23 protein-coding genes are annotated in these 26,175 nt (G+C 70.8%); 15 read left to right on the forward strand and 8 right to left on the reverse strand.

Annotated elements, in window-relative coordinates; genetic code table 11:
- Positions 1-12: 12 nt before the first annotated feature.
- Both meaB and AC07DC_RS30205 read right to left on the reverse strand, forming a co-directional pair.
- On the reverse strand, positions 13-966 hold the full coding sequence (gene meaB, locus AC07DC_RS30200) for a methylmalonyl Co-A mutase-associated GTPase MeaB (RefSeq protein WP_478917652.1): 954 nt from the start codon (positions 964-966) through the stop codon (positions 13-15).
- A 179-nt stretch (positions 967-1,145) separates the two neighbouring features.
- Entirely contained in the window at positions 1,146-2,321 is a 1,176-nt protein-coding gene (locus tag AC07DC_RS30205; protein ID WP_478917731.1) for an acetyl-CoA C-acetyltransferase, read from the reverse strand.
- A gap of 163 nt (positions 2,322-2,484) precedes the next feature.
- Here AC07DC_RS30205 and mce point away from each other — a divergent pair, with 163 nt between their 5' ends.
- The 7 genes from mce (at position 2,485) to AC07DC_RS30240 (ending at position 11,903) form a co-directional block, all read left to right on the forward strand.
- Positions 2,485-2,913 (forward strand): methylmalonyl-CoA epimerase, encoded by a 429-nt coding sequence (mce, locus tag AC07DC_RS30210; protein ID WP_478917653.1) that lies wholly within the window; start codon positions 2,485-2,487, stop codon positions 2,911-2,913.
- A 177-nt stretch (positions 2,914-3,090) separates the two neighbouring features.
- Complete coding sequence (scy, locus tag AC07DC_RS30215; RefSeq protein WP_478917654.1) at positions 3,091-6,642, forward strand: polarized growth protein Scy; 3,552 nt, start codon at positions 3,091-3,093, stop codon at positions 6,640-6,642.
- A 103-nt stretch (positions 6,643-6,745) separates the two neighbouring features.
- The gene (locus tag AC07DC_RS30220) at positions 6,746-7,684 is read left to right on the forward strand and encodes a coiled-coil domain-containing protein (protein ID WP_138357149.1); all 939 of its coding nucleotides are present in this window, start codon (positions 6,746-6,748) and stop codon (positions 7,682-7,684) included.
- A gap of 115 nt (positions 7,685-7,799) precedes the next feature.
- On the forward strand, positions 7,800-8,819 hold the full coding sequence (locus AC07DC_RS30225; protein WP_478917655.1) for an ABC transporter ATP-binding protein: 1,020 nt from the start codon (positions 7,800-7,802) through the stop codon (positions 8,817-8,819).
- 2 nt (positions 8,820-8,821) lie between these two features.
- Positions 8,822-9,595: an ABC transporter permease gene (locus AC07DC_RS30230; RefSeq protein ID WP_478917656.1), complete on the forward strand. Its 774-nt coding sequence runs from the start codon at positions 8,822-8,824 to the stop codon at positions 9,593-9,595.
- A 119-nt stretch (positions 9,596-9,714) separates the two neighbouring features.
- On the forward strand, positions 9,715-11,013 hold the full coding sequence (locus tag AC07DC_RS30235; RefSeq protein ID WP_478917657.1) for an ATP-binding cassette domain-containing protein: 1,299 nt from the start codon (positions 9,715-9,717) through the stop codon (positions 11,011-11,013).
- Complete coding sequence (locus AC07DC_RS30240; RefSeq protein ID WP_478917658.1) at positions 11,010-11,903, forward strand: ABC transporter permease; 894 nt, start codon at positions 11,010-11,012, stop codon at positions 11,901-11,903. The genes AC07DC_RS30235 and AC07DC_RS30240 overlap by 4 nt, the downstream gene beginning before the upstream one ends.
- Positions 11,904-11,915: 12 nt before the next feature.
- Here AC07DC_RS30240 and AC07DC_RS30245 read toward each other — a convergent pair whose 3' ends face one another.
- A complete protein-coding gene (locus tag AC07DC_RS30245; RefSeq protein ID WP_138357356.1) occupies positions 11,916-12,242 on the reverse strand; it encodes an ATP/GTP-binding protein in 327 nt (108 codons plus the stop codon).
- Positions 12,243-12,426: 184 nt separating this feature from the next.
- Between AC07DC_RS30245 and AC07DC_RS30250 the strand changes: the two genes are divergently transcribed.
- Positions 12,427-13,455 (forward strand): LLM class flavin-dependent oxidoreductase, encoded by a 1,029-nt coding sequence (locus AC07DC_RS30250; protein WP_478917659.1) that lies wholly within the window; start codon positions 12,427-12,429, stop codon positions 13,453-13,455.
- Positions 13,456-13,494: 39 nt separating this feature from the next.
- Here the strand turns inward: AC07DC_RS30250 and AC07DC_RS30255 are convergent, their stop codons facing one another.
- Positions 13,495-13,887: an SCO5389 family protein gene (locus AC07DC_RS30255; RefSeq protein WP_138357354.1), complete on the reverse strand. Its 393-nt coding sequence runs from the start codon at positions 13,885-13,887 to the stop codon at positions 13,495-13,497.
- A gap of 224 nt (positions 13,888-14,111) precedes the next feature.
- Here AC07DC_RS30255 and nucS point away from each other — a divergent pair, with 224 nt between their 5' ends.
- Positions 14,112-14,774 carry an endonuclease NucS gene (gene nucS, locus AC07DC_RS30260; protein ID WP_478917660.1) on the forward strand — a complete coding sequence of 221 codons (663 nt, stop codon included), beginning with the start codon at positions 14,112-14,114 and terminating at the stop codon, positions 14,772-14,774.
- A gap of 43 nt (positions 14,775-14,817) precedes the next feature.
- On the opposite strand, the gene AC07DC_RS30265 is transcribed toward nucS, so the two are convergent.
- From AC07DC_RS30265 to AC07DC_RS30280, 4 genes are all read right to left on the reverse strand, one after another.
- On the reverse strand, positions 14,818-17,445 hold the full coding sequence (locus AC07DC_RS30265; RefSeq protein WP_478917661.1) for an ATP-binding protein: 2,628 nt from the start codon (positions 17,443-17,445) through the stop codon (positions 14,818-14,820).
- 171 nt (positions 17,446-17,616) lie between these two features.
- On the reverse strand, positions 17,617-17,916 hold the full coding sequence (locus tag AC07DC_RS30270) for an STAS domain-containing protein (RefSeq protein ID WP_283464630.1): 300 nt from the start codon (positions 17,914-17,916) through the stop codon (positions 17,617-17,619).
- 130 nt (positions 17,917-18,046) lie between these two features.
- Positions 18,047-18,895 carry a 3-hydroxyacyl-CoA dehydrogenase family protein gene (locus AC07DC_RS30275; RefSeq protein ID WP_478917662.1) on the reverse strand — a complete coding sequence of 283 codons (849 nt, stop codon included), beginning with the start codon at positions 18,893-18,895 and terminating at the stop codon, positions 18,047-18,049.
- Between the two features lie 80 nt (positions 18,896-18,975).
- Complete coding sequence (locus AC07DC_RS30280) at positions 18,976-19,686, reverse strand: TetR/AcrR family transcriptional regulator (RefSeq protein ID WP_478917663.1); 711 nt, start codon at positions 19,684-19,686, stop codon at positions 18,976-18,978.
- Positions 19,687-19,765: 79 nt separating this feature from the next.
- Between AC07DC_RS30280 and AC07DC_RS30285 the strand changes: the two genes are divergently transcribed.
- From AC07DC_RS30285 to AC07DC_RS30310, 6 genes are all read left to right on the forward strand, one after another.
- Positions 19,766-20,551, forward strand: a complete 786-nt coding sequence (locus AC07DC_RS30285) for an ABC transporter ATP-binding protein (protein ID WP_478917664.1) — start codon at positions 19,766-19,768, stop codon at positions 20,549-20,551.
- 14 nt (positions 20,552-20,565) lie between these two features.
- Positions 20,566-21,363, forward strand: a complete 798-nt coding sequence (locus AC07DC_RS30290; protein ID WP_478917665.1) for an ABC transporter permease — start codon at positions 20,566-20,568, stop codon at positions 21,361-21,363.
- A gap of 14 nt (positions 21,364-21,377) precedes the next feature.
- Positions 21,378-21,950: a cob(I)yrinic acid a,c-diamide adenosyltransferase gene (locus AC07DC_RS30295; RefSeq protein WP_478917666.1), complete on the forward strand. Its 573-nt coding sequence runs from the start codon at positions 21,378-21,380 to the stop codon at positions 21,948-21,950.
- 142 nt (positions 21,951-22,092) lie between these two features.
- A complete protein-coding gene (locus AC07DC_RS30300; protein ID WP_478917667.1) occupies positions 22,093-23,307 on the forward strand; it encodes a sensor histidine kinase in 1,215 nt (404 codons plus the stop codon).
- The gene (locus tag AC07DC_RS30305) at positions 23,304-23,954 is read left to right on the forward strand and encodes a response regulator (RefSeq protein WP_478917668.1); all 651 of its coding nucleotides are present in this window, start codon (positions 23,304-23,306) and stop codon (positions 23,952-23,954) included. Before AC07DC_RS30300 ends, AC07DC_RS30305 begins: the two co-directional genes overlap by 4 nt.
- A 150-nt stretch (positions 23,955-24,104) precedes the next feature.
- Positions 24,105-26,126, forward strand: coding sequence for a glycosyl hydrolase family 18 protein (locus AC07DC_RS30310; protein WP_478917669.1), 2,022 nt, complete (start codon positions 24,105-24,107; stop codon positions 26,124-26,126).
- Positions 26,127-26,175 lie beyond the last annotated feature (49 nt).

Here is a 26,175-nt window from a genome sequence, read left to right on the forward strand (position 1 = left end):
CTTGGGACCGTGCTACGCCTGCGTGACGCTCTTGATCAGCTCGTCCGCCGCGCCGTACGGGTCGAGTTCGCCCGCCATGATCCGTTCGGCGAGGGCGTCCAGCCGCCTGTCGCCGTGCAGGTCGCCGATCCGCTCGCGCAGCGCGGTGACCGCGATGTTCTCCACCTCGTTGGCGGCCCGGCGCCGGCGGCGGGCGTCCAGGACGCCGTGCTCCTCCATCCAGGCGCGGTGCTTCTCCAGGGCCTCGACGACCTCGTCGATGCCCTCGCTGCGGGCCGCGATCGTCTTGATGATCGGCGGACGCCAGTCCCCCGGGCCGCGCGACTCGCCCAGCCCGAGCATGTGGTTCAGCTCGCGCGCGGTGGAGTCGGCGCCGTCCCGGTCGGCCTTGTTGACCACGTAGACATCACCGATCTCCAGGATCCCGGCCTTCGCGGCCTGGATCCCGTCACCCATGCCCGGCGCGAGCAGCACCACGCAGGTGTCCGCCTGGGCGGCGATCTCCACCTCGGACTGCCCGACGCCGACCGTCTCGACGAGGATCACCTCGCAGCCGGCCGCGTCGAGCACCCGGATCGCCTGCGGCGCCGACCAGGCCAGCCCCCCGAGGTGGCCCCGGGTCGCCATCGAGCGGATGTAGACGCCGGGGTCGGAGGCGTGCTCCGACATCCGCACCCGGTCACCGAGCAGGGCTCCGCCGGAGAACGGCGAGGACGGATCCACCGCCAGCACCCCGACCCGCTTGCCGCGCTTGCGGTACGCGGTGACCAGTGCGGACGTCGACGTGGACTTGCCCACGCCCGGCGAGCCCGTCAGACCGACCACGTACGCGCCGCCGGAGAGCGGCGCGAGCGCGGACATCACCTCACGCAGCTGCGGGGACGCCCCCTCCACCAGCGAGATCAGCCGGGCCACGGCCCGCGGCCTGCCCTCCCGCGCCTGCTCGACCAGCGTGGCGACGTCCATCGCTTCGCGCTCCTCATTTTTCGGGGCTCGGTTCGCCTCCGGGGCGCTCCAGCCGCTGTCGACAGTCGACCGTGCTCGGTCGCTCGTTCCTCGCGACCTCCGCGCGCTCTCCTTTTCGACAGCGACGCGCCCCTTCGGCTCACTCGCCGGAGGGTGGTGCCAGTTGCGCCGTTGTTCGACTACTTGCCGGGGACCCGGATGATCAGGGCGTCGCCCTGGCCGCCTCCGCCGCAGAGCGCAGCTGCGCCCGTTCCGCCGCCGCGCCGCTTGAGCTCCAGCGCGAGGTGCAGGACGACCCGCGCCCCGGACATCCCGATCGGGTGACCCAGGGCGATCGCACCACCGTTGACGTTCACCTTTTCAGGTGTCACGCCGAGGTCCTTCATCGACTGCACGGCGACCGCGGCGAACGCCTCGTTGATCTCGATCAGGTCCAGATCCTGCACGGTCAGACCGTCCTTGGCCAGCGCGTGCGCGATGGCGTTGGAGGGCTGGGACTGCAGCGAGTTGTCCGGGCCCGCGACGTTGCCGTGCGCGCCGATCTCGGCGATCCACTCCAGGCCCAGCTCCTCGGCCTTCGCCTTGCTCATGACGACCACCGCGGCGGCGCCGTCGGAGATCTGCGAGGAGGTGCCGGCGGTGATCGTGCCGTCCTTGGTGAAGGCGGGACGGAGTTTGGCGAGCGATTCCGTGGTGGTCTCGGCGCGGATCCCCTCGTCCTGGCTGAAGATCACCGGCTCGCCCTTGCGCTGCGGGATCTCGACGGGGGTGATCTCGGCCTCGAACAGGCCGTTCTTCTGCGCGGCCGCGGCGCGCTGGTGGGACTGGGCCGCGATCTCGTCCTGGGCCGCACGCCCGATGCCGAGGCGGGTGTTGTGCTTCTCGGTCGACTCCCCCATCGGAATGTTCTCGAAGGAGTCGGTGAGGCCGTCGTACGCCATCGAGTCGAGCATTTCGATCGCGCCGTACTTGAAGCCCTCGCGGGACTTCGGCAGCAGGTGCGGGGCGTTGGTCATCGACTCCTGGCCGCCGGCGACGACGATGTCGAACTCGCCGGCGCGGATCAGCTGGTCGGCGAGGGCGATCGCGTCGAGGCCGGAGAGGCAGACCTTGTTGATCGTCAGGGCCGGGACGTTCATCGGGATGCCGCCCTTGACGGCGGCCTGGCGGGCCGGGATCTGGCCGGCGCCGGCCTGCAGTACCTGGCCCATGATGACGTACTGCACCTGGTCGCCGCCGATCCCGGCGCGGTCGAGTGCCGCCTTGATCGCGACACCGCCGAGGTCGGCGCCGCTAAAGGATCGCAAGGATCCGAGCAGCCTTCCCATCGGAGTTCTGGCACCTGCGACGATCACGGACGTACGTGGCTGGCTCATGGTGCGGCCCCTTCAGCAGAGGAAGAGAGAAGTTAACGAGGGTTACCGTCAATGTACTGAGCGGTAAGCGCGCGGTCATCGGGCGGAACGTGTGATCGCGCGCACGTTGCGTTACCGGGTCCGGTAGCGGTGCACTGTTCCCATGCTGACTCGCATCGACCACATCGGTATCGCGTGCTTCGATCTCGACGCCACTGTCGAGTTCTACCGCGCCACGTACGGCTTCGAGGTCCACCACTCCGAGGTGAACGAGGAGCAGGGTGTCCGGGAGGCCATGCTCAAGATCAACGAGACCTCCGACGGCGGCGCCTCCTATCTCCAGCTGCTGGAACCGACCCGCGAGGACTCCGCGGTGGGTAAATGGCTGGCCAAGAACGGCGAGGGCGTCCACCACATCGCCTTCGGTACCGCGGATGTGGACGCCGACGCCGCGGACATCGCCGGGAAGGGCGTCCGGGTGCTCTACGAAGAGCCGCGGATCGGCTCCATGGGGTCACGGATCACGTTCCTGCACCCCAAGGACTGCCATGGTGTCCTCACCGAGCTGGTCACCGCCGCCAAGGACCACTGACCCCAGCCCCCCTTGGGCCGGTAGAGTGGCCCAGCCGACCGGGGTGGGCGTGGGGTACCGGCCCGCTCCACGGCGTGGATCAGACACACTTCTCCATAGGGCTCTGCTCAAACAGGGCTCCGGAGAGTCTCACCCGGTTGGCGGGTGAGAACGCCAGGGGACGGATGGGACCGCGGAGTGCGGGGCAACGACCGCTACGAGGCCGACGATCACCTCTCGCTGTTCGAAGCCGAGATGGAGCGGCTTCGCACCGAGCGGGGTAAGGCCGTCGAGCACGCCGACGACCTGGGCTACCAGGTCGAGGTTTTGCGCGCCAAACTTCACGAGGCACGCCGCAATCTGGCCTCCCGTCCCGCCTACGACAACATCGGCCACCAGGCCGACCAGCTGCTGCGCAACGCCCAGATCCAGGCGGACCAGCTGCGGACCGACGCTGAGCGAGAGCTGCGCGAGGCGCGGGCCGCCACCCAGCGCCTGCTGCAGGAACAGGCCGAGCGGCAGTCCCGCTTCGAGGCCGAATGGCACGCCGAGGCGGTGGCCAGGCGCCGCCAGCTCGACGAGGAGCTGGGCGAGCGCCGGGCCACCGTCGAGACCCATGTCAACGAGAACGTGGCCTGGGCCGAGCAACTGCGGGCCCGCAGCGAGTCCCAGGCCCGCCGGCTGCTGGACGAGACCCGCGCCGAGTCCGAGGCGGCGCTCGCCGCCGCCCGCGCCGAGGCGACGCGGATCGCCGAGCAGACCCGCGAGCGGCTCACCGCCGAGGCGGAGTCCGCGAAGTCCGAGGCCGAGCAGCTGCTGCGGCGCGCCAGGACCGACGCGGAACGGCTGCTCAACGCCGCCTCCAACCAGGCGCAGGAAGCCAGCAGCCAGGCCGAGCAGCTGCGGACGTCCACCCTCAGCGAGTCCGACGCGGCCCGCCAGGAGGCCACCGAGCTGACCCGGCTCGCCCAGGAGCGGATGCGCGAGGCCGACGACTCGCTGCGCGAGGCCCGTGCGGAGGCCGAGCGGCTGCGCGAGGAGGCCAACGCGGCCGCCACGAAGCGGCTGTCCACCGCCGAGGCCGAGAACGAGCAGCGCACCCGTACCGCCCGCGCCGAGATCGCCCGCATGGTGACGGAGGCGACCAAGGAGTCGGAGGCCGCCAAGGCCGAGGCCGAGCAGGTCCGCGCCGACGCGATCGCCGACGCGGAGCGGGTCCGCGCCGAGGCCCAGGAGAGGGCCAGGTCCGCCGCGTCCGAGGATGCCGCGGCGCAGCTGGCGCAGGCCGCCAGGAGCGCCGAGGAGGTGCTGACGAAGGCGTCCCAGGACGCCCAGTCCACCACCAGGGCCGCCGCCGAGGAGGCCGAACGCATCCGCGGCGAGGCCGAGGCGGAGGCCGAGCGGCTGCGCGGCCAGGCCGAGGCGTCCGCTCAGGAGCTGCGGGGCGCCGCGCAGGACGACACCGAGGAGTACCGGGCCAAGACCGTCGAGCTGCAGGAGGAGGCGCGCAGGCTGCGCGGCGAGGCCGAGCAGCTGCGGGCCGACGCGGTCGCCGAGGGCGAGCGGATCCGCGGCGAGGCCCGCCGTGAGGCCGTCCAGCAGATCGAGGAGGCCGCCAGGACCGCCGAGGGCCTGCTGGCCAAGGCGAAGGCGGACGGCGACGAGATGCGCCAGGGCGCGTCCACCGAGGCCGACCGGATGCGGGCCGACTCCACCGAGCGTGCCTCCCTGCTGAACAAGAAGGCCGAGGAGGCCCTGGAGCGGGCCCGCGCCGAGGCCGAGACGCTGCGCGGCGAGGCCGAGCAGCAGGCCGGCCAGGTCAAGGAGGACGCCGAGGCGGACGCGCTGCGCCAGCGCGGCGAGGCCGAGCAGACCGCGCTGCGGCTGCGCGCCGAGGCCGAAGCGGAGCTGGTGCGGCTGCGCGAAGAGGCCGAGCAGCGCGTCACCACCGCCGAGCAGGCGCTGCGCGACGCCCGCGGCGAGGCGGAACGGCTGCGCCGCGAGGCCGCCGACGAGGCGGAGCGGCTGCGGAACGAGACCGCCGAGCGGGTCCGGGTCCTGCAGGAGCAGGCCGAGGCCGAAACGGTACGGCTGCGCGACGAGGCCGCGGCCGACGCGTCGCAGACCCGTGCCGAGGCCGAGACGATCGCGGTGCGGCTGCGTACCGAGGCCGCGACCGAGGCCGAACAGCTGCGCGCCGAGGCGCAGGAGACCGCGGACCGGCTGCGCGCGGAGGCCGCCGCGGCCGCCGAGCGGACCGGCACCGAGGCCGCCGAGGCGCTGGCCGCCGCCCAGGAGGAGGCGGCCCGCCGCCGCCGCGAGGCCGAGGAGCTGCTCGAAGCCGCGCGCGGCGAGGCCGATCAGGAACGGGCCCAGGCCCGCCGGGAGAGCGAGGAGTTGCTCGCGTCGGCCCGCACCCGGGTCCAGGAGGCCGGGGTCGAGGCCGACCGACTGGTCGCCGAGGCAGAATCGCGTGCCACCGAACTGGTCGCCGCCGCCGAGCAGACCGCCCAGCAGGTCCGCGACGCCGTCGCACATCTGCACGAGCAGGCCGACGAGGAGATCGCCGGACTGCGCTCCGCCGCCGAGCACGCCGCCGACCGGCTGCGTACCGAGGCCCAGGGCGAGGCCGACCGGCTGCACGCGGACGCGAACTCCGAACGGGAACGGGCCGCCGAGGACGCCGCGCGGATCCGCCGCGACGCCAAGGACGAGACGGACGCCGCCAAGTCGCTGGCGGAGCGCACCGTTTCCGAGGCGATCGAGGAATCCGAGCAGCTGCGCACGGAGTCCCGTGACGACGCCAACCGCCGCCGTACCGAGGCAGCGGGCCAGGCCGACCAGCTGATCACCAAGGCCCGCGAGGAGGCCGAACGCCTCGGCATCCTCGCCAAGGACGCGCTGGACACCGCCGAACGCGAGTCGGAGGCGACCCGCGCGGAGGCCGACCGGATCCGCGACGAGGCCCGCGAGGACGCCAACCGCCGCCGCAGCGAGGCCGCCGAGCAGGCCGATGAACTGATCGCCAAGGCGCAGGCCGAGGCGGTACGGATCGGGGCGGCCGCCGAGGAGCAGTCCGACACCATGGTCGGCGCCGCCCGCACCGAGGCCGAGCGGATCTTCGCCGAGGCGACGTTGGAGTGCAACGGCCTGGTGGAGCGGGCCCGTACGGACGCGGACACCCTGCTCGGCGAGGCGCGCCGGGACGCCACGTCGATAAGAGAGCGCACCGAAGAGCTCCGCACGCGCGTCGAGTCCGAGGTCGAAGAGCTGCACGAGCGGGCCCGCAAGGAGTCCTCCGAGCAGATGCGGACGGCCGGCGAGCGCGTCGACAAGCTGGTGGCCGCCGCCACCGAGCAGCTCACCGAGGCCGAGGAGAAGGCCGAGGAGCTCAAGTCCATGGCCTCGTCCGAGGCGAGCAAGGTACGGATCGCCGCCGTGAAGAAGGCCGAGGGGCTGCTCAAGGAAGCGGAGCAGAAGAAGGCCGACGCGGAGCGCGAAGCGGAGCGGGTCAAGGGGGAGGCCCGGGCCGAGGCGGAGCGTACCGTCACCGAGGGGAAGCGCGAGTTGGAGATTCTGGTGCGCCGCCGACAGGACATCAATGCCGAGATCTCCCGTGTCCAGGACGTCCTGGAGGCGTTGGAGTCATTCGAGACCCCTGGAGCCGGGAAGAACGCGGTGACCGCCGGTGCGGGGGCCGGAACCACCCGTTCGGGGGGCAAGCGCAACGACGATGCTCCACTCGATTGAGCGGACATTCTCCATACCTAATAGGCAATGGCTCGGTGACACGCCGTCCGGGCCCCTAGGATTCCCTCTATCACCTCACCCGGTCTGAATTGACAGGAACCCCATGAGTGACACCTCCTCCCCCTTCGGCTTCGAACTCGTTCGGCGCGGATATGACCGCGGTCAGGTGGACGACCGCATCACCAAGCTCGTCGCCGACCGTGATAGCGCACTGACCCGGATCACCGCGCTGGAGAAGCGCATCGAGGAGCTCCACCTCGAGACCCAGAATGCGCAGGCGCAGGTCAACGACGCTGAGCCGTCGTACGCCGGCCTCGGCGCCCGCGTCGAGAAGATCCTCCGCCTCGCCGAGGAGGAGGCGAAGGACCTTCGTGAGGAGGCCCGTCGCGCCGCCGAGCAGCACCGCGAGCTCGCGGAGTCCGCCGCCAACCAGGTGCGCAACGACGCCGAGACCTTCGCCGCGGACCGCAAGTCCAAGGCCGAGGACGAGGGCGCCCGGATCGTCGACAAGGCGAAGTCCGACTCCACGCAGCTGCGTGGCGAGGCCCAGAAGGACGCCCAGGCCAAGCGCGAGGAGGCCGACGCCCTCTTCGAGGAGACCCGCGCCAAGGCCGCCCAGGCCGCAGCCGACTTCGAGACCAACCTGGCCAAGCGCCGCGAGCAGTCCGAGCGTGACCTGGCTTCGCGTCAGGCCAAGGCCGAGAAGCGCCTGGCGGAGATCGAGCACCGCGCCGAGCAGCTCCGCCTGGAGGCCGAGAAGCTCCGTACCGACGCCGAGCGCCGCGCCCGTCAGACGGTGGAGACGGCCCAGCGGCAGTCCGAGGACATCGTCGCGGACGCGAACGCGAAGGCCGACCGGATCCGCAGCGAGTCCGAGCGCGAGCTGGCGGCGCTCACCAACCGCCGCGACAGCATCAACGCCCAGCTGACCAACGTCCGCGAGATGCTGGCCACCCTCACCGGCGCGGCGGTGGCCGCGGCCACCGGCCCGGCCGACGAGGAGCCGATCTCCCGCGGCGTCCCGGCGCAGCAGAGCCGGTAACACCTGAAAGCGGGCACACCCCACCCCGCTGATCCCCCATCACCAGAAGCCCCCGTCCTCCTCGGATGGGGGTTTTTGGCGTGACGGACGCCAATGCGGACATTACATTTGACAAATGATCGAACTGCAGGGGCTCACGAAGCGGTACGGGGACAAGACCGCTGTCGACCACCTCACGTTCACCGTGCGCCCCGGCGTGGTGACGGGCTTCCTCGGGCCGAACGGCGCGGGCAAGTCCACGACCATGCGGATGATGCTTGACCTGGACAACCCGACCGCCGGCACCGTCCGCATCGACGGCAAGCACTACCGGGACCTGAACGAGCCGTTCAAGTACATCGGCGCCCTCCTGGACGCGAAGGCGATCCACGGCGGCCGCACCGCCTACAACCACCTGCTGTGCCTCGCGCAGTCCAACCGCATTCCGACCGCCCGGGTCGACGAGGTGCTGGAGACCGTGGGGCTGTCCTCGGTCGCCAACAAGCGGTCCAAGGGGTTCTCGCTGGGTATGGGGCAGCGGCTCGGCATCGCGGGCGCCCTGCTCGGCGACCCCGAGATCCTGATGTTCGACGAGCCGGTCAACGGGCTCGACCCCGAGGGGATCCACTGGATCCGCAATCTGATGAAGGATCTGGCCGCCCAGGGTCGTACGGTCTTCGTCTCCAGCCATCTGATGAGCGAGATGGCGCTGACCGCCGAGCATCTGGTCGTCATCGGCCAGGGCCGGCTGCTCGCGGACACGTCGATGGCCGACTTCATCGCGACGAACTCCCGCTCCTACGTCCGGGTCAGGACCCCTGATCCGGAGCGGCTGCGGGACGCGCTGGCCGCCGCGCAGATCACCCCTGTGGTCACCGGCGACGGCTCCTTCGAGATCGAGGGCGGCGATCCCGCGCGGATCGGCGAGCTGGCCGCGAAGCACCAGCTGACCCTGCACGAGCTGAGCCCGCAACGGGCCTCACTGGAAGAAGCGTTCATGCAGCTCACTGCGGACTCGGTGGAATACCACGCGGGCGGGCACCTCGCCGCCGACCCGGCCGGTGTGGTACCCGTCACGGGCGCCGCCGCCCCGCAGTGGGGCGCCGGCTGGTCTGCCGGCGCCGACAACGCTCCCCGTACCGGAAAGGAGTCCTGACCATGGCGGCTCCCGGCGCGGTCCTGCAGTCGGAATGGACCAAGATCAGGACGGTACGGTCCACGGTGTGGACCCTGGCGCTGGCGTTCATCGTCACCGTCGGGATCAGCGCACTGATCTGTCTCGTGTTCAACAACACCTTCGACAGCTTGGACGAGAACGAACGGCGCACCTTCGACCCGACGAACGCCAGCTTCTTCAGCATGCAGTTCGGCCAGCTCGCACTGATCGTCTTCGGTGTGCTCGTGATCTCCTCGGAGTACAGCACCGGCATGATCCGTACGTCGCTCGCGGCGGTACCGCAGCGAGCCGCGTTCTACATCTCCAAGGTCGCCGTGGCCGGCGTGCTCGCGCTGGTGGTCGGGATGGTCACCAGCTTCATCACGTTCTTCCTCGGCCAGGCGCTGCTCGGCAGCCATGGTGCGGCGATCGGCGACCCGGGAGTCCTGCGGGCGGTCTTCGGCGCCGGCCTCTACATGACGCTGCTGGTGCTGTTCTGCGTCGGCGTCGCGACGATGCTGCGCAGCCCGATGCTGGGTCTCGGCCTCCTGATGCCGTTCTTCTTCCTCATCTCACCGATCCTGTCGGCGGTGCCGAAGGTGAAGACCGTGGCGAAGTACTTCCCGGACCGCGCCGGCCAGCAGATCATGACCGTCGTGCAGTCGAGCGACAACGCGGCGCCGTACGGCCCCTGGGCCGGGATCGGGATCATGGCGGCATGGGTCGCCGCCGCCCTCATCGGCGGATACGTCGTCCTGAAGAACCGCGACGCGTAAGCGGTACCGGCGCTACCGGCAGGGGTACCGGACGTACACCCCTGCTGGAACCGTTCATGCCCCTGTACCCTCCTAAACCTCACGGGGGCACGTGCCCCGGTTGAAGGCGAGGGGCAAGCATGATCGAGGCAACGGGCCTCACCAAGCGCTATGGCGCGAAGACGGCTGTGTACAACCTGTCGTTCCAGGTCCGATCGGGTGCCGTGACCGGCTTCCTCGGACCGAACGGCTCCGGCAAGTCCACCACCATGCGGATGATCCTGGGCCTGGACGATCCGTCGGCGGGTCACGTCACCATCGGCGGCCAGCCCTACCGGCAGCTGACGAACGCCCCCCGCAGAGTCGGCGCACTCCTCGACGCCAAGGCCGTGCACGGCGGCCGCAGCGCTCGCCAGCACCTGCTGTGCCTGGCGCAGTTGTCCGGTATCCCGGCCCGCCGGGTGGACGAAGTGCTGGGCGTCGTCGGGCTGCAGGACGTCGCGTCGCGCCGCTCCAAGGGCTTCTCCCTCGGCATGGGCCAGCGGCTCGGCATAGCCGGCGCCCTGCTCGGCGACCCCGAGGTGCTGCTCTTCGACGAACCGGTGAACGGCCTGGACCCCGAGGGCATCCTCTGGGTCCGCAACCTCATGCGGAAGCTCGCGTCCGAGGGCCGCACGGTCTTCGTGTCGAGCCACCTGATGAGCGAGATGGCGCTGACCGCCGACCACTTGATCGTGATCGGACGCGGGCAGCTGCTCGCCGACATGAGCGTCAAGGACTTCATCTCCCGCAACTCGACCGCCCACGCCACGGTCCGCACCCCCGACGACGCCGGGATGCGCGAGAAGCTGTCGAAGGCGCTCAGCGAGGCCGGCGGCCACGTGCAGCCCGAGCAGGACGGCGCCCTGCGCGTCACCGGCCTGGAGCTGCCGCGGATCAGCGACCTCGCCCACGAGATCGACGTACGCCTCTGGGAGCTCTCGCCGCACCAGGCCTCGTTGGAAGAGGCGTACATGCGGATGACCAATGGCGCGGTGGACTACCGCTCCACGCAGGACCTGCGCCAGGGACTGCAGCAGCCCGCCCCGCACCCGCAGCCGGGTTACCAGCAGGGCGGCTACCCGCCGCAGGGCCAGTACCCACAGGGCGGCTACCCGCCGGCCGGTTACCAGCAGCAGGCGCCCGCCGGCTGGGGCCAGCCGCCCACGCAGCAGGCCCAGCAACAGCTGTACACGCAGCCGCCGGCGCAGCCCGCCCAGCCCTACGCCCAGCCGTACGGCCAGCAGCCCGCGGGACCGCCGCCGCAGCCGTACGCGGCGACCCCCGCCGTGCCCGCGCAGCCGCCGGCCGCTCCGGTCGCGCCGACGGCGCCGCCCGCTCCGCCCGTGACTCCCCCCGCTCCCAGCCTCAACAAGTCCGACAGCGAGGACGCCCGATGACCGCCCCCGTCCCCGCCCCCGGCGCCCCCTACGCGTACGCCCAGCAGTACACGTCCCCGATCCCGGTGCAGACCACCACGCTCGCGCACGCCCTGAAGTCCGAGTGGACGAAGATCCGCACGGTGCGCTCCACGGTGTGGACGATCAGCGTGATGCTCGCCGTCGTCATCGGCATCGGCATGCTGGTGACCCTGGCGATGAGCCACAGCGACTACGTCGGGGCGCCGCTGCTCAGCGGCGGCCTGTTCGGGCTGATGCTCGGCCAGCTCGCGGTGATCACGCTCGGCGTCCTGGTGGTGACCTCCGAGTACAGCACCGGCATGATCCGCACGACGTTCACCGCCTGCCCGAGCCGTTCGCGCGTGCTCACGGCCAAGGCGATCGTCTTCTTCGGCCTGTCGTTCGTGACGACGACCGCGGCCTGCGGGATCACCGCGCTCATCAACTCCGCGGCCCTGTCGGACCAGAAGGTCCCGTCCTCCGCCCTCGACGACTCCGCCATGCAGGGCTCGATCGAGGCCGGCAAGGTCGTCGCCCACGGCGGCCAGTGGCTGGGAGCCACCGTCGGCGCCGGTCTGTTCGTGGCGCTGCTCGGCCTGCTCTCGCTGGCCGTCGGCACCCTGCTGCGGCACTCGGCGGGCGCGATCACGGCCATGATGGGCGTGGTGCTGCTGCCGCTGATCCTCGCGCTGTTCATGTTCGCGGAGAGCATGCACTCGCTGCGCGACTTCCTGATCAAGTACTCGGCGCTCAACGGGCTGGCGTCGATGTACCGGATCCCGATGGACGGCGGCACCAGTACCGGCTGGCCGGGCCTGGGCCTGCTCGCGATCATCACCGCGCTCGCCCTGGCCGGCGCCTACGCCGTACTGGCCAAGCGCGACGTCTGACGGCGCTTCTTTCTAGTAGCGCGGCGCGTTACGGGACCGCTGCACCCTCGTGGTGCGGCGGTCCTTCGCGTTCCAGCACGCCCGGTGCCAGTGCCGGCGGTCGTCGACGCCACCGCCGTACTCCGGCCAGGCCACCAAGTGGCCGACTGCGGGCGGGATCTCCTGGTCGCAACCGGGGCACCGGTAACTCTTGCCCGCGGCACTTCCGGCGATTGGTCTGACGGACCACTCCTCACCCTGCCAGGTCTCGGTACGCTCAGGACCACGGCCGGAACCCGATTCCCCGGGACGATCGGCGGGGCTGTCACCACCGCGCGGGTGGTTTCGACGCGGCGACATGGGACACCTCGCGGTTCGGTCGGATCGGGGCAGCTCGTCCCAGAATACGCGGCGGGTCACCAGGCGGGCGTACCGCCGATTACGCCCTGGTCCGCACCCGTTGCCGAAAATCATGAAATCGCTGCGGGAGGCCGTGCCTTTGGCACGTGTCAAGCGTTAGTGCCTGTAGAGGAGGGAGTGACCAATGCGTGTTGGGACTTTTGTTCTCGCGGCTCAGTTCCCCGGTCAGGGCCAGGGGGAAGTGCTGCACCGGGCGGTGCGATCGGCGGAGCTCGCCGAGTCCGCGGGGCTGGACGCCGTATGGCTGGCCGAACACCACTTCGTTCCGTACGGCGTCTGTCCGTCCGCGGTGACGCTCGCGGCGTTCCTGCTGGGCCGTACCAGCAGGATCGGGGTCGGCACGGCGGTGAGCGTGTTGCCGACCGCCCATCCGGTGGCGCTCGGCGAGCAGGCGGCACTGCTGCACATAGCCTCCGGCGGCCGGTTCACCCTCGGCGTCGGCCGCGGCGGCCCCTGGGTGGATCTGGAGGTCTTCGGCGGCGGTCTCGAAGCGTACGAGCACGGCTTCCCGGAATCACTCGACCTGCTGACGCGCTGGCTGCGCGAGCCCAGCGTCGGGGCGGACGGGCCGCGCTACTCGTTCCGCGAAGTGCCCGTCGTACCGCGCCCCGACGAGCTCGACGAGCCGGGGCCGCCGGTCGTGGTCGCCTGCACCTCCCCGAACTCCGTCCGGTTGGCCGCGGAGCGCGGCCTGCCGATGCTGCTCGGCATGCACTGCGGCGACGAGGAGAAGGCCGGGATGGTCGAGCTCTGGCAGCTCACGGCGCGGGCCACGGGGCTCTCCCCCGAGGTCATCGCGGCAGCCGGCGCCGAACATGTGTCGGCGGGCGTCGTCCAGATCGCGGACAGCCGCGCGGACGCGGTCGAGGCGCTGGTGAAGGCGATGCCCGGCTGGCTGCAACGCGGGCTCGCCGCACATCAGACCGTGGACGGCAGCGCCCGCGCGATGCGGAACCCGCTCAGCTACACGGAGTTGCTCTGCGATCTGCATCCGGTGGGTACGGCGCAGCACTGCGCCGACCGGCTGGCGGCCACCTCCGAGCGGACCGGGATCACCCGCTTCGCGCTCCTGGTGGAGGGTTCGGGAGATCTGGCCGTCACCGAGGAGAACGTCGTGCGACTGGGCAGCGACGTGCTCCCGCAATTGGCCTGAACCGGAGGCGGGAGCACGTGAACCGCTGCCACATGAGAATCAGCAGTCCCTGAACTCCGGTGACTGGTTGAGCAGTTGGGAGCGAACGGACGTAAACTTCCCGTAACTCCCGTCAACGGCCGGGTCGAGCGGGAAAACCGCTACCCGGTGGCAGTTCTGGAACGCGAGTCGGACCCCGAAATGGCGCTGCAGGGCACCGCGTATCGCGTCACTCGCCAGCGCGCGCAGCAGCTGACCACGCGCCTGCTCGTCCGGCGGCGGCACCTGGTTGTCGGCAAAGGAACCACCGTCAACCTTCAGTTGCGCCACCAGTGAACTGATCATCTCCCATGCGTACGGCAGGGAGGTCCGGACGCAGTCGACGAATTCCTTCTCGTCGACCTCGCCTCGCTCGGCCTGTTCGAGGAGGGCCGGTGAGACGTCGAGCGACATGGGTACTCCTCTCGTGACCCCGCGACGTGCGGAGCCAGACGGACATGGACCGGAAACCGGCCGAGCTTCTCCCGCACGACGGCTTCCACATACAACGGTAGGCGGCACGGTCCTGGCGCACCAGGAGGTAGCGCCCACAACCGGCCAATTTTCAACAGTCGCCCGGACCCTCCTCTTGAGGGCGAATCGCGCGCGGGGCGGGGCGTCGAGTAGCGTTGCCGACCATGCGCCTCGTCATTGCCCGCTGCTCCGTGGACTACGCGGGCAAGCTCTCCGCCCACCTTCCGTCGGCGACCCGTTTGCTCCTTGTGAAGGCTGACGGTTCGGTCTCCATCCACGCCGATGACCGCGCCTACAAGCCGCTCAACTGGATGTCCCCGCCGTGCACCCTCAAGGTGGGCGACGACGGTGTCTGGACCGTGGTGAACAAGGCCGGTGAGCAGCTGATCATCACCATCGAGGAGGTCCTCCACGACTCCTCGCACGAACTCGGGATCGACCCCGGCCTCATCAAGGACGGCGTCGAGGCCCACCTCCAGGAGCTGCTCGCGGACCGCATGGAAGTGCTGGGTGCGGGCTGGACCCTCATCCGGCGCGAGTACATGACGGCGATCGGCCCGGTCGACATCCTGTGCCGGGACGCCGAGGGCGCGACGGTCGCGGTCGAGCTCAAGCGCCGCGGCGACATCGACGGCGTCGAGCAGCTCACCCGCTACCTCGAACTCCTCAACCGCGACCCGCACCTCGCCCCGGTGAAGGGCGTCTTCGCCGCCCAGGAAATCAAGCCCCAGGCCCGCGTCCTGGCCACCGACCGCGGCATCGGCTGCGTCGTCCTCGACTACGACGCAATGCGCGGCATCGAGGACGACAAACTCCGCCTGTTCTGATCGCAGGCCGTTCCGCTCACGAGCGGATACGGGTAGGCCCCTGCTACCCCCCGGTGCCGCCGGTGGTGGTGCCGGTCGTCGTGCCGCCGTCAGTGCCGCCGGTGGTGGTTCCGGTCGAAGTGCCGCCGGTCGTGGTACCGGTCGAGGTACCGCCGGTGGTGGTGCCGGTCGTCGTGCCGCTGTCAGCACCGCCGGTGGTGGTTCCGGTCGAGGTACCGCCGGTGGTGGTGCCGGTCGAGGTGCCCGTCGACGTACCGCCGGAGGTGCCCGTCGAGGTGCCCGTGGACGTACCGCCGGAAGTGCCCGTCGACGTTCCGGTTGAGGTACCGCCGGACGTGCCCGTCGATGTTCCTCCCCCAGCGGTCCCCCCGGCACTGCCGGACGTTCCGCCGGATGTTCCGGTGGAGGCGGATCCGCTGGTTCCGCCGGAGCCAGGCGTGCTGGGCTTGACCGTGCCCGGTCGGCCCGACGTCGCGGGCGCGCCGCCCGGGGTCGTCGGGGCGGTGCCCGTTGTGGGGGTGCCCGGCTTCGGGGAGGTGCTGCCGTCCGTGGTCTGCTGGTCTGCCGGGAGGCCGGCGTTCTGGTCGTCCGGCTGGGCGGACTCGACGGGCTTCACATTGTTCGGCACATTGCGGTTCTCGCTGTTGCCGGCCGAGGTGCCGAGCGTGACGACCGTGCCGACGACCGCCGCCAGGACGGCGCCCGCGCCCGCGGCGAGGAGGTTGCGGCGGGAGTTGCCGAAGACGGTCCGTGCAGTCCTGCGGGCCGGCGGGCCGGCCGCGGCGAGCCGCTTGCTGATGACCGTGACGGGAGGTTCGTGGGAATCGCCGCCGGAACCGGCCGGCAGCGCGAGGTGCAAGTCCGGGCCCGCGCCGGGTATCTCCACTCCGAGGCCGGGCACGGTGAGGGCCCCGGAGCCGGTGGAGCGGTCGTTGACGAGCGCGAGGGTCCGTCTGCCCACCAGGGTGCCCTGGCGGTCGGCGAGCGCCCCGCGCAGGGCTATGGAGGCTTCCAGTTCGGCCCGGGCCCGGTCGAGATTGCCGGTGCAGAGCGCGAGGACTCCCAACTCGTGATGGAAGTACGCCTCTTCGGCCACTTCGCCGGCCAGCCGGGCCGATTCCTGACCGATCCGCAGCGCCCGCTCCCAGGCGCTCCAGTGCAGCGCGCCGGCGAACGCGGGGGCCGCGGTGCGGGCGAGGAGGACGGCGTTGCTGGGGTGGCCGGCGTCGCGGCAGGCGGCCATCGCGGCGAGGATCGCCTCGGCCTCGGTGGCGGCCCGCGCGGGGGCGACCGAGGGGTGTCCCGCCCACCAGGTGTAGTGCTGGGCCGCGGCGAGCGCGCGGGCGGCGTCCTCGGCTTCCGTGGCCAGTCCCACGGACAGCTGCTGGCGTACGCCGGCGGCGAGCCGGTAGTGCGAGGCGACGGGGACGGCGAGGCCGCAGGAGGCCATCTCGCCGAGCGCGGCGTCACCGTGGGTGTCGCCCACGAGCGCGGGCAGGTGCGAGGGGTGCGGGCATTCGCCGTCGAGGGCGACGGCGAAGTCCAGCGCCAGCTGGGCCGCCTCGCTCAGCCGGGACGCGAGCAGTTCGGCGGGCGCGGCGCTCTCGGCGAGCGAGGGCAGCGGTATGCGGCCGGCGGGCTCGGCGTCGAACGGGCCGTCCGAGTCGGGGCCCGAGGTCCAGACGGAGTCGTCCCACTCCCGCTCCGCGTCGATCGGGTTGCGCAGGACGTCGCGCTGCCGCAGCAGCGCACCGGCCTGGAAGAAGCGCAGTGGCAGGCCCTCGGACTCGAACCAGAGGTCGGCAGCCCAGGCGGCCTCCTCCTCGTCGAGCGGGCGCTCCACGACGTGCTCCAGCAGGGCCAGGCACGCGACGCGGGTGAGGCCGGGCAGGAAGACCTCTTCGATCAGCGAGTCGGACGCGGGGGCGGCAACGTCCGGGGTCGCGGTGATCAGGAAGGCGCACTCCGGCACGGCGTTCAGCAGCTCTTCGAGCGCGGCGCCGCCGAATTCCAGGTCGTCCAGGACGACGATCGCGCCGACGTCGCTCAGCAGCTCCAGCAGCCGCGGGCGGTCGGGGCGGTACCCGTCGGCCTCGTAGACGAGGGTGAAGAGGTCCTGCAGCAGGTCCGCGGAGGTGCGGCGGTAGCCGGACAGCCGCAGTATCCCGTCGGGCGCGAGATCGGCACAGGCGGCCGCGACGACGTCCAGCAGCGAGCTGCGGCCGGCGCCGGAGGGGCCGGTGACCCGGACCGAGCGGCCGCGGGCGAGCAGCCGGACGAGCCGCTCCCGCTCCTCGTCACGCTCCAGCAGGGGCAGCTCGGGCGCGCGCGGGCCCGGGGGCAGCTGCGGACGGCGGGCCTCGGCGTGCCGCTGCCGGTCCTGCGGGGTGCGGCGCACCGGGGTGCGCCGCTCCTCCGGCGGGCACTGCGCGACCTCGCTGCCGTCCACCGGATTGACGGTGAGCAGGAAGTCGCCCGCGACCACCTGGACGACCCGGGCGGGGCCGGGGCGACCCGCGTCCGTATCGGGCCACAGGGTCTCGCCGCCGAAGACGGGGGCGGGTTCGCGCTGCGGGCGCGTGACGCGCGCCAGCGCCTTGGTCTGGTCGGCGGCGCCGGCCTCGGGCTCTGGCGTCGCGAGATCGTCTGGTCGACCGGAGTGTGGGTCCATTGTTTCCGCCCCCCATATGCGTCGCGTACGGGGTCGTGTCGGACCACCGTAGTCCGCGTGTCGGACCGGTCCGGTTCCCCTGCCTCGACCCGCCGTGTGGCGGGCCGGAAACCGAACTCTAAAGCCCCGGACAGTATTGCCGAAGGGCAGGGGCATTGCGCTGCCCTTACATCACCTTTCAGCCTCGATCGCCAGGATTCTGTGCAGTCGTGTGGCTACGAGCAGCCGCTGCATCTGCGGCGGCACGCCCCGCAGCACGAGCCGTCGGTTGACCCGGCCCGCCCTTCGGTGCGCTCCCATGATCACGCCCAGTCCCGCGGCGTCCCACGAATCCAATGCTGTCAGGTCCAGCACAAGATCGCCGCGACCGGAGTCCACGGCGGTGTGCAGGACGGTGCGGGCGTCCGCCGCGCTGCGGACGTCGAGACGGCCTCCGACGACCAGCTCGGCATGGTCGCCCTGGATATGCATAAATCGCTCCCGGTGGAGTGATGGTGTGATGGGATCCGCGATGACTCACCACAACTGACGGTTCGTCGCATATAAACGTTGCCGTCTGTGAGCGAACCGATACGGAATTCACTCGTGGGAGTGAAGCGGCTTAGTACGTGTAGAAGCCCTGTCCGCTCTTGCGGCCCAGGTCGCCGGCGTCGACCATGCGACGCATGATCTCGGGGGCGGCGAACTTCTCGTCCTGCGTCTCCGCGTAGATGTTGCCGGTGGCGTGCAGCAGGATGTCGACGCCGGTCATGTCCGCGGTGGTCAGGGGCCCCATCGCGTGGCCGAAGCCGAGCTTGCAGGCGATGTCGATGTCCTCGGCCGACGCGACCCCGGACTCGTAGAGCTTGGCCGCCTCGACGACGAGCGCCGAGATCAGCCGGGTGGTGACAAAGCCCGCCACGTCACGGTTGACGACGATGCAGGTCTTGCCGATCTCCTCGGCGAAGGCCTTGGCCGCGGCCAGCGTCTCGTCACTGGTCTTGTAGCCGCGCACGAGTTCGCACAGCTGCATCAGCGGCACCGGCGAGAAGAAGTGGGTGCCGACGACGCGTTCCGGGCGCTCCGTGACGGCCGCGATCTTGGTGATCGGGATGGCGGAGGTGTTGGAGGCGAGGATGGCGTCCTGGCGGGCGATCTTGTCGAGCGCCCGGAAGATCTCCTGCTTGACCTCGATCTTCTCGAAGACCGCCTCGACGACGATGTCGGCGTCGGCGACGGCTTCCAGCTCGGTGGTGGTGGTGATCCGGGCGACTGCCGCCTCGGCGTCCTCGGCGGTCATTCTGCCCTTGGCGACGAACTTCCCGTACGACGCCCGGATGCCGCCCAGACCGCGGGCGAGCGCCTCGTCCGTGACGTCACGCAGCACCACGTCGTAACCGGCTGCCGCCGATACCTGGGCGATGCCGGAGCCCATGAGACCGGCTCCGATGACGGCGAGCTTCTTCGCCACGACACACACCTTTACGTTCGGGGATTCTGGCCGGACCTTAACGCCCGCTCACACCCCGGCGCAGTAGGAAGAGAGGCGGGTCACTCTGTGTCTTTCGTCGCATAGTTGAGGGTCTCGTCGCTCAGCAGGGCTTCCATGGCGTCCAGTTTGACCAGAACCACCCGCGAGACCTGGTTGGGCTCGCCGCCCTCGGCCATCGCGCGGCCGATGGTGCGCATCACGGTGTTCTGCAGCCAGGCGATCTGACCGGCAACCAGTTCGGGCATCAGATCGCCCCGGTCCGCGCCGGTTTCCAGCTCCAGGGTGCGCGTCAGGTCGTCCTGCGCGAGGTTCTGCATCCGCCAGACCTTGGCCATCAGGACGGGCGAGGAGTGGCAGATCCGCATGAAACCGGCATAGCCCGGAATAAGGCCGAGCGCGGGCGAGACCATGACCAGCTCGTCGCGGAGCGCGCGGATGACGGCCCCCGCCGCGGACTCGCCTGGCCGCCGGCCCCGCACGATGCCGGAGAGCCGTTCCACGACCTCGTCATGGCGGTCGAAGAACAGGTCGGCCTTGTCCGGGAAGTAGTTGTAGACGGTGTTGACCGACACGTCGGCCGCGTCGGCGATCTCGGCGATCGTCACCTCGTCGAAACCGCGCTCGAGGAAGAGCCCGGTGGCCACGTCGGAGATGTACTGCCGGGTCCGCCGCTTCTTGCGCTCCCGCAGCCCCTCGGCCCGCCCTTCTGCCGACCCCTCGGTCAGTCCCCCGGTCCGCCGCTCGCCGGCCCGCGCTGTCCCGTCGTCCATGCCCACATCCTAGCTTCGGTGGCGCTATGGCAATTTTGGAGTCATTGCAATTTTTCCATCACTCTGATTTTCTGGGGCCATGCCGACCCCGATCATCAGGACCGCCGGGCTCACCCGGACCTTCCAGACCAAGCGCGGACCCGTCGAGGCCGTCCGCGGCATCGATCTCACCGTCGAACGCGGCGAGATCATCGGCTTCCTCGGGCCCAACGGCGCGGGCAAGACCACGACCCTGCGGATGCTCACCACACTCCTGGCGCCCACCGGCGGCAGCGCCACCGTCGCCGGACGCGATCTCGCCCGCGACCCCTCGGGGGTCCGCGAGCGGATCGGCTACGTCGCCCAGTCCGGCGGCGTCGACCCGGCGATCTCGGTCCGCGAGGAGCTCGTCACCCAGGGCCGGATGTACCGGCTGGCCAAGGACGAGGCCGCCGCCCGCGCCACGGAACTCGCCGGCCAACTCGGCCTCGACGGACTGCTCGACCGCAAGTGCGCGGCCCTGTCCGGCGGCCAGCGCCGCCGGCTGGACCTCGCCATGGGCCTCACCCACGGACCCGAGATCCTCTTCCTCGACGAGCCGACCACCGGACTCGACCCGGGCAGCCGCGCCGACCTGTGGGACCTGGTGCGCACCATCCGCGCCGAGCACGGCACCACGGTCTTCCTCACCACCCACTACCTCGACGAGGCGGACGCGCTCGCCGACCGGCTGGTCGTCGTCGACCATGGCCGGATCGTCGCCGAGGGCACCCCGCAGGCCCTCAAGGCCGAGTACGCCGGCGCGCCCGGCGCGACGCTGCAGGACGCCTTCCTCGCCATCACCGGGCGCAGCGCGCCCCAGGACACCACGCCCGTCGCCGTCTGATCCGGAGCCCCGCCATGTCGTCCACCACCGTCACCGCACCTGCCGCCGCTTCCCGTCGCTCGCACCTGTTGTCCGACACCGCACTGATCTTCAACCGCTACCTCCGACAGACCGTGCGCTCCCGCCTCGGGCTGGTCTTCGGGCTTCTCATGCCGCTGCTCTATCTGTTCTTCTTCGGGCCGCTGCTCCGGGACCTTCCGCTCGGCGGCGAGGGCGACGCCTGGCAGACCCTGGTACCGGGCCTGATGATCCAACTCGGCCTGTTCAGCGCCGCGTTCTGCGGATTCGCCATCCTGATCGAGAAGCAGAACGGCATCGTCGAGCGGATGCGGGTCACGCCGGTCAGCCGGCTCGCCCTGTTGCTGGGGCGCACGCTGAAGGACGTGCTGCTGCTGCTCGTCCAGTCGCTGGTCCTGGTGCTGGCCGCGGTGGCGCTGGGCCTGCGGACCCCGGTCCTGGGCGCGGTCGTCGGCTTCCTGTTCACCGGGGTGCTGACGATCTCGCTGGCCTCGCTGTCGTACGCCTTCGCGATGCGCGTCGACACCCCGCAGGAGTTCGCCCCGGTCATCAACGCCGTCAACATGCCCGCGATGCTGCTCTCCGGGCTGCTGCTCCCGATGTCGCTGGCCCCCCAGTGGCTGAACGTCGTCTCGCACTTCGTGCCGTTCCGCTATCTGGTGGACGCCGTCAGGGCCGCCTTCGTCGGCGACTACTGGACGGGGACGGTCGGCGTGGGCGCGCTGGTCGCCGTCGGTTTCGCGGCGGTGTCCGTGACGGTGGGCACACGGGTCTTCACCAGGGCCGGTGCGTGACTACGCTCGGTCGTATGGTCAATCTGACGCGCATCTACACCCGCACCGGGGACACCGGCACGACCGCCCTCGGCGACATGAGCCGCACCGCCAAGACCGATGTCCGGATCTCGGCCTACGCGGACACCAACGAGGCGAACGCCGCCATCGGGGTGGCCATCGCGCTGGGCTCGCTGCCTGCGGAGGTGTCCGCGGTCCTCACCCGAGTGCAGAACGATCTCTTCGATGTCGGCGCCGACCTCGCCACACCGGTGGCCGAGAACCCGGAGTACCCGCCGCTGCGCGTCGAGCAGTCGTACATCGACAAGCTGGAGGCCGACTGCGACCGCTTCCTGGAGGACCTGGAGAAGCTCCGCAGCTTCATCCTGCCCGGCGGGACGCCGGGGGCGGCCCTGCTGCACGCCGCCTGCACGGTGGTGCGGCGTGCGGAGCGCTCGACCTGGGTGGCGCTGGAGCAGCACGGCGAGATCATGAACGCGCTCACCGCGACGTACCTCAACCGGCTCTCGGACCTGCTGTTCATCCTGGCGCGGACGGCCAACAAGGAGCAGGGCGACATCTTGTGGGTGCCGGGCGGCGAACGCTGACCGCCGCGGAGGACGGCGGGATCGAGGGCGCCGGAGGGTGAGGGCCCAGCCGCGGACCGGGTCCGCGGCTGCATCCTTCGATGTACCGGCCTCCGCCCGGCAGACGACGCCCGGACCCCCTGCGGCGTGCTGTGATGGACGCATGTCGCTCGCCGCCCTCCCCCGCCCGCACCGGGACGATGTGCGGATCGCCGCCGCCGGCCTGCTCGGCGGCCTGGTGATGTGGTCGTTCGGCCTCTACACGTATTCGGGCCGGGCGGCGCATGTCCCGGCCTGGGTGACGCTGGTGCCGCTGACGGTGATGGCCGGCTGCGAACTGCTGCGCCGGGTCGCGCCGCCCCGGGCGATCATCATCGGCGTCATCGCCCTGACCGCCGACATGATCCTCGGATCCCTGCTGGTCACGGTGTTGATGTTCACCGACATCGTCTACGCGTCCGTGCTCTACGGGCCGAAGCGCATGACGCGCTCCGTGCCCGTCGTGAGCGTCATCGTCACGGCGGCGATCACCATCACCCTCGCGCTGACCCAGCGCAACGCGCAGGCGCTGTCGGGCGGCCTGATCTGTGCGCTGATCTCGGTGGCTCCGGCCTGGAGCGGGATCATCGTCCGCCAGCACCGCGACACCGCGGACGCGGCGACGCTGCAGGCCGAGCAGACCTCCCTGCTGGCCGAGTTGGACCGGCGCCAGGCGGTGACGGCGGAGCGCGCCCGGATGGCGCGGGAGTTGCACGACATGGTCGCCAACCATCTCTCCGCGATCGCCATCCACTCCACCGCCGCGCTGTCGATCGACAGGCGCGAGGGCCCGGCCCGTGACGCGCTGGGGGTGATCCGGGAGAACAGCGTCCAGGGGCTCTCCGAGATGCGCCGGCTGATCGGGCTGCTCCGGGACACCGAGGGGGACGCGGCGCCGGCCGCCGCGCCCACGTTGGGGGCGTTGGACGCGCTGCTGGAGCACGCGCGTGCCGGCGGCGCCGAGAGCGGGCAGACGTTCGCGCTGCGGGACGACCGCCCGCCCAACGCTCCGCCCCTGGCGACGCCCGTCGAGCTGGCGGCGTACCGGATCGTGCAGGAGTCGCTCACCAACGCGCTCAAACACGCGGCGCCCGGCGAAGTCCTCGTCGTCCTGGAGCAGGACGAACGGGCCCTGATCGTCGCCGTCAGCAGCCCGTTCGGCGACCGGGACGGGCCGCGGGCGCCCGGCTCCGGATCGGGGCTGATCGGGATGCGGGAGCGGTCCGAGCTGCTCGGCGGCTCCTTCGAGGCGGGCCTGGAGCAGGCGGCGGACGGCGACGGCAAGGTGTGGCGGGTGCGGGCGGTACTGCCCGTCGACGGCGGGGGAAGAGACCGATGATCCGTGTGGTGGTCGCCGAGGACCAGAGTGCCGTGCGCGCCGGGCTGGTGATGATCCTGCGTTCCGCCCCCGACATCGAGGTGGTCGGCGAGGCCGCCGATGGCGAGGAAGCGGTGCTGCTCGCCCGCGAACTGCGGCCGGACGTGGTGCTGATGGACATCCAGATGCCGCGCCTCGACGGCGTCGAGGCGACCCGGCGGGTGGTCGCCGAGCAACTCGCGGACGTTCTGGTGCTGACCACCTTCGACCTGGACGAGTACGTCTTCGGAGCGCTGCGCGCGGGCGCCGCCGGCTTCCTGCTCAAGGACACCGACGCGGATCGGCTGCTGGAGGGGGTGCGGCTGGTGGCGCGCGGCGACGGGATGATCGCCCCGGCGGTCACCCGCCGGCTCATCGGGGCGTTCGCCGGGCAGCCGGCGAAGCGGACCGCCGACCCCGCCGTTCTGGACGTACTGACGCCGCGCGAGCGCGAGGTGCTGGCGTGTCTCGGCAGCGGCCGCTCGAACGCCGAGATCGCGGTGCGGCTGGAGATGGCCGAGGCGACGACGAAGACGCACGTCAGCCGGATCCTGGCGAAGCTGGAGATGCGCAGCCGGGTCCAAGCGGCCGTACTGGCACAGGAGTTGGGTATGGTCCAGACCTCTTGACCTATGGTCCAGACCTTTCTACTCTCACCATCACAACAGATGGTGAGCGGACCATGACAATCACGCGATGAACAACCGTCGGAATGACTGTCGGGCGTGCTCTCCGGGCGGCGCAGGTTCCCCCCTTCCCCCCAACCTCGAGGAGCACCCTTGAGAACAGGAACCGCACAGCTCTTCCGGCGCAGACTGGCCGCGGTCGCCACCGCGCTGCTGCTCCCGCTGGCCGCGATCGTGGGTCTGGCCACCCAGGCGAGCGCGGCCGCGGCCGCCACCGCGACCTACGCCAAATCGTCCGACTGGGGCACCGGCTTCGGAGCCGGCTGGACCATCAAGAACACCGGCACGACGACCATCACCTCCTGGACCGTCGAATGGGACTACCCGACCGGCACCTCGGTCACCTCCTTCTGGGACGCGACCGTCACCCACTCCGTCAACCACTGGACCGCCAAGAACGCGGGCTGGAACGGCACTCTCGCCCCCGGCGCCAGCGCGAGCTTCGGCTTCAACGGGGCCGGCTCCGGCAGCCCGAGCGGCTGCAAGGTCAACGGCGGTTCCTGTGACGGCGGTACGGTGCCCGGCGACAACCCGCCCTCCGCCCCCGGCGCCCCCACCGCCAGCGGCATCACCAACACCTCCGCCACCCTCTCCTGGACGGCGGCCACCGACGACAAGGGCGTCAAGAACTACGACGTCATCCGCGACGGCAACACCGTGGCGACCGTCACCGGCCTCACCTACACCAACACCGGTCTGACCGCGGGCACCGACTACGTCTACACCGTCAAGGCCCGCGACACCATCGACCAGACCGGCCCGGCCAGCAACGCGACCATCGTCCACACCACGGGTGGCGGCGGCGGCGACCCCGGCGGCACGTACGCCAAGGTCGGCTACTTCGTGCAGTGGGGCATCTACGGCCGCGGTTACACCGTCAAGTCCCTCGTCAGCACGGGCGCGGCGGCCAGGCTCACGCACATCAACTACGCCTTCTCCAACATCGACCCGACCAACCTGACCTGCATGAACGGCGTCACCAAGGCCACCACCAGCAACCCTCAGGACCCCAACCAGGGTGACGGCGCGGGCGACTCCTGGGCCGACTACGAGAAGGGCTTCAGCGCCGGCGAGTCCGTCAACGGGACCACCGACACCTGGGACCAGCCGCTGGCCGGCAACTTCAACCAGATCAAGCAGCTCAAGGCCAAGTACCCGAACCTCAAGGTCAACATCTCGATCGGCGGCTGGACCTACAGCAAGTACTTCTCGGACGCCGCCAGGACCGCGGCCTCCCGGCAGAAGTTCGTGCAGTCCTGCCTCGACATGTACCTCAAGGGCAATCTGCCCTTGAGCAACGGACGCGGCGGTCCCGGCTCCGCGGCCGGCGTCTTCGACGGCGTGGACATCGACTGGGAGTGGCCAGGCTCGCCCGACGGCCACCCGGGCAACCACTACGCCGCCGCCGACAAGGCCAACCTGACCGCGCTGCTCGCCGAGTTCCGCACCCAGATGACCGCCCTCACCGCGACCACCGGCAAGAAGTACCTGCTCACCGCGTTCACTCCGGCCGACCCGGCCAAGGTCGACCTCGGCTGGGACATCAGCGCCAACGGCATCTTCAAGTCGATGGACTTCGCCAACGTCCAGGGGTACGACTTCCACGGCTCCGGCAGCGACAACAGCTGGGAACCGAACCGCACCGGCCACCAGGCCAACCTCTACGCCGACACCCAGGACCCCTACACCACTCACTTCAGCGTCGAGGGCGCCGTCAACAAGTACCTCGGCGCCGGGGTCAACCCGCGCCAGCTCACCGTCGGCCTCGCCTTCTACGGGCGCGGCTGGCAGCAGGTCACCGACGGTGGCGTGCACGGTGAATGGCAGGCGGCCAACGGGGCCGCGCCCGGCCAGTTCCCCGAGGAGTCCGGCACCCGCGGCTACAGCAACCTGATCGCCTCGGTCGGCGGCCTCACCGTCTACCACGACGAACAGTCCGTGGCGACGTATGGCTACACCGGCGCCAACGGCCAGTGGTGGAGCTTCGACGACACCTGGTCGATCGGCAAGAAGAGCGCCTGGATCAAGTCCAAGAACCTGCTCGGGGCGATGATCTGGGAGATGTCCGGTGACACCGGCACGCTGATGTCCTCCGTGGACAGCGGGCTCAAGTAGAAGCCCCCCGGCCGGGGAGGACACGCCGCCCGTCGCCCCCGGCCGGGGA

The organism is Streptomyces sp. NPDC045021 (assembly GCF_056432645.1).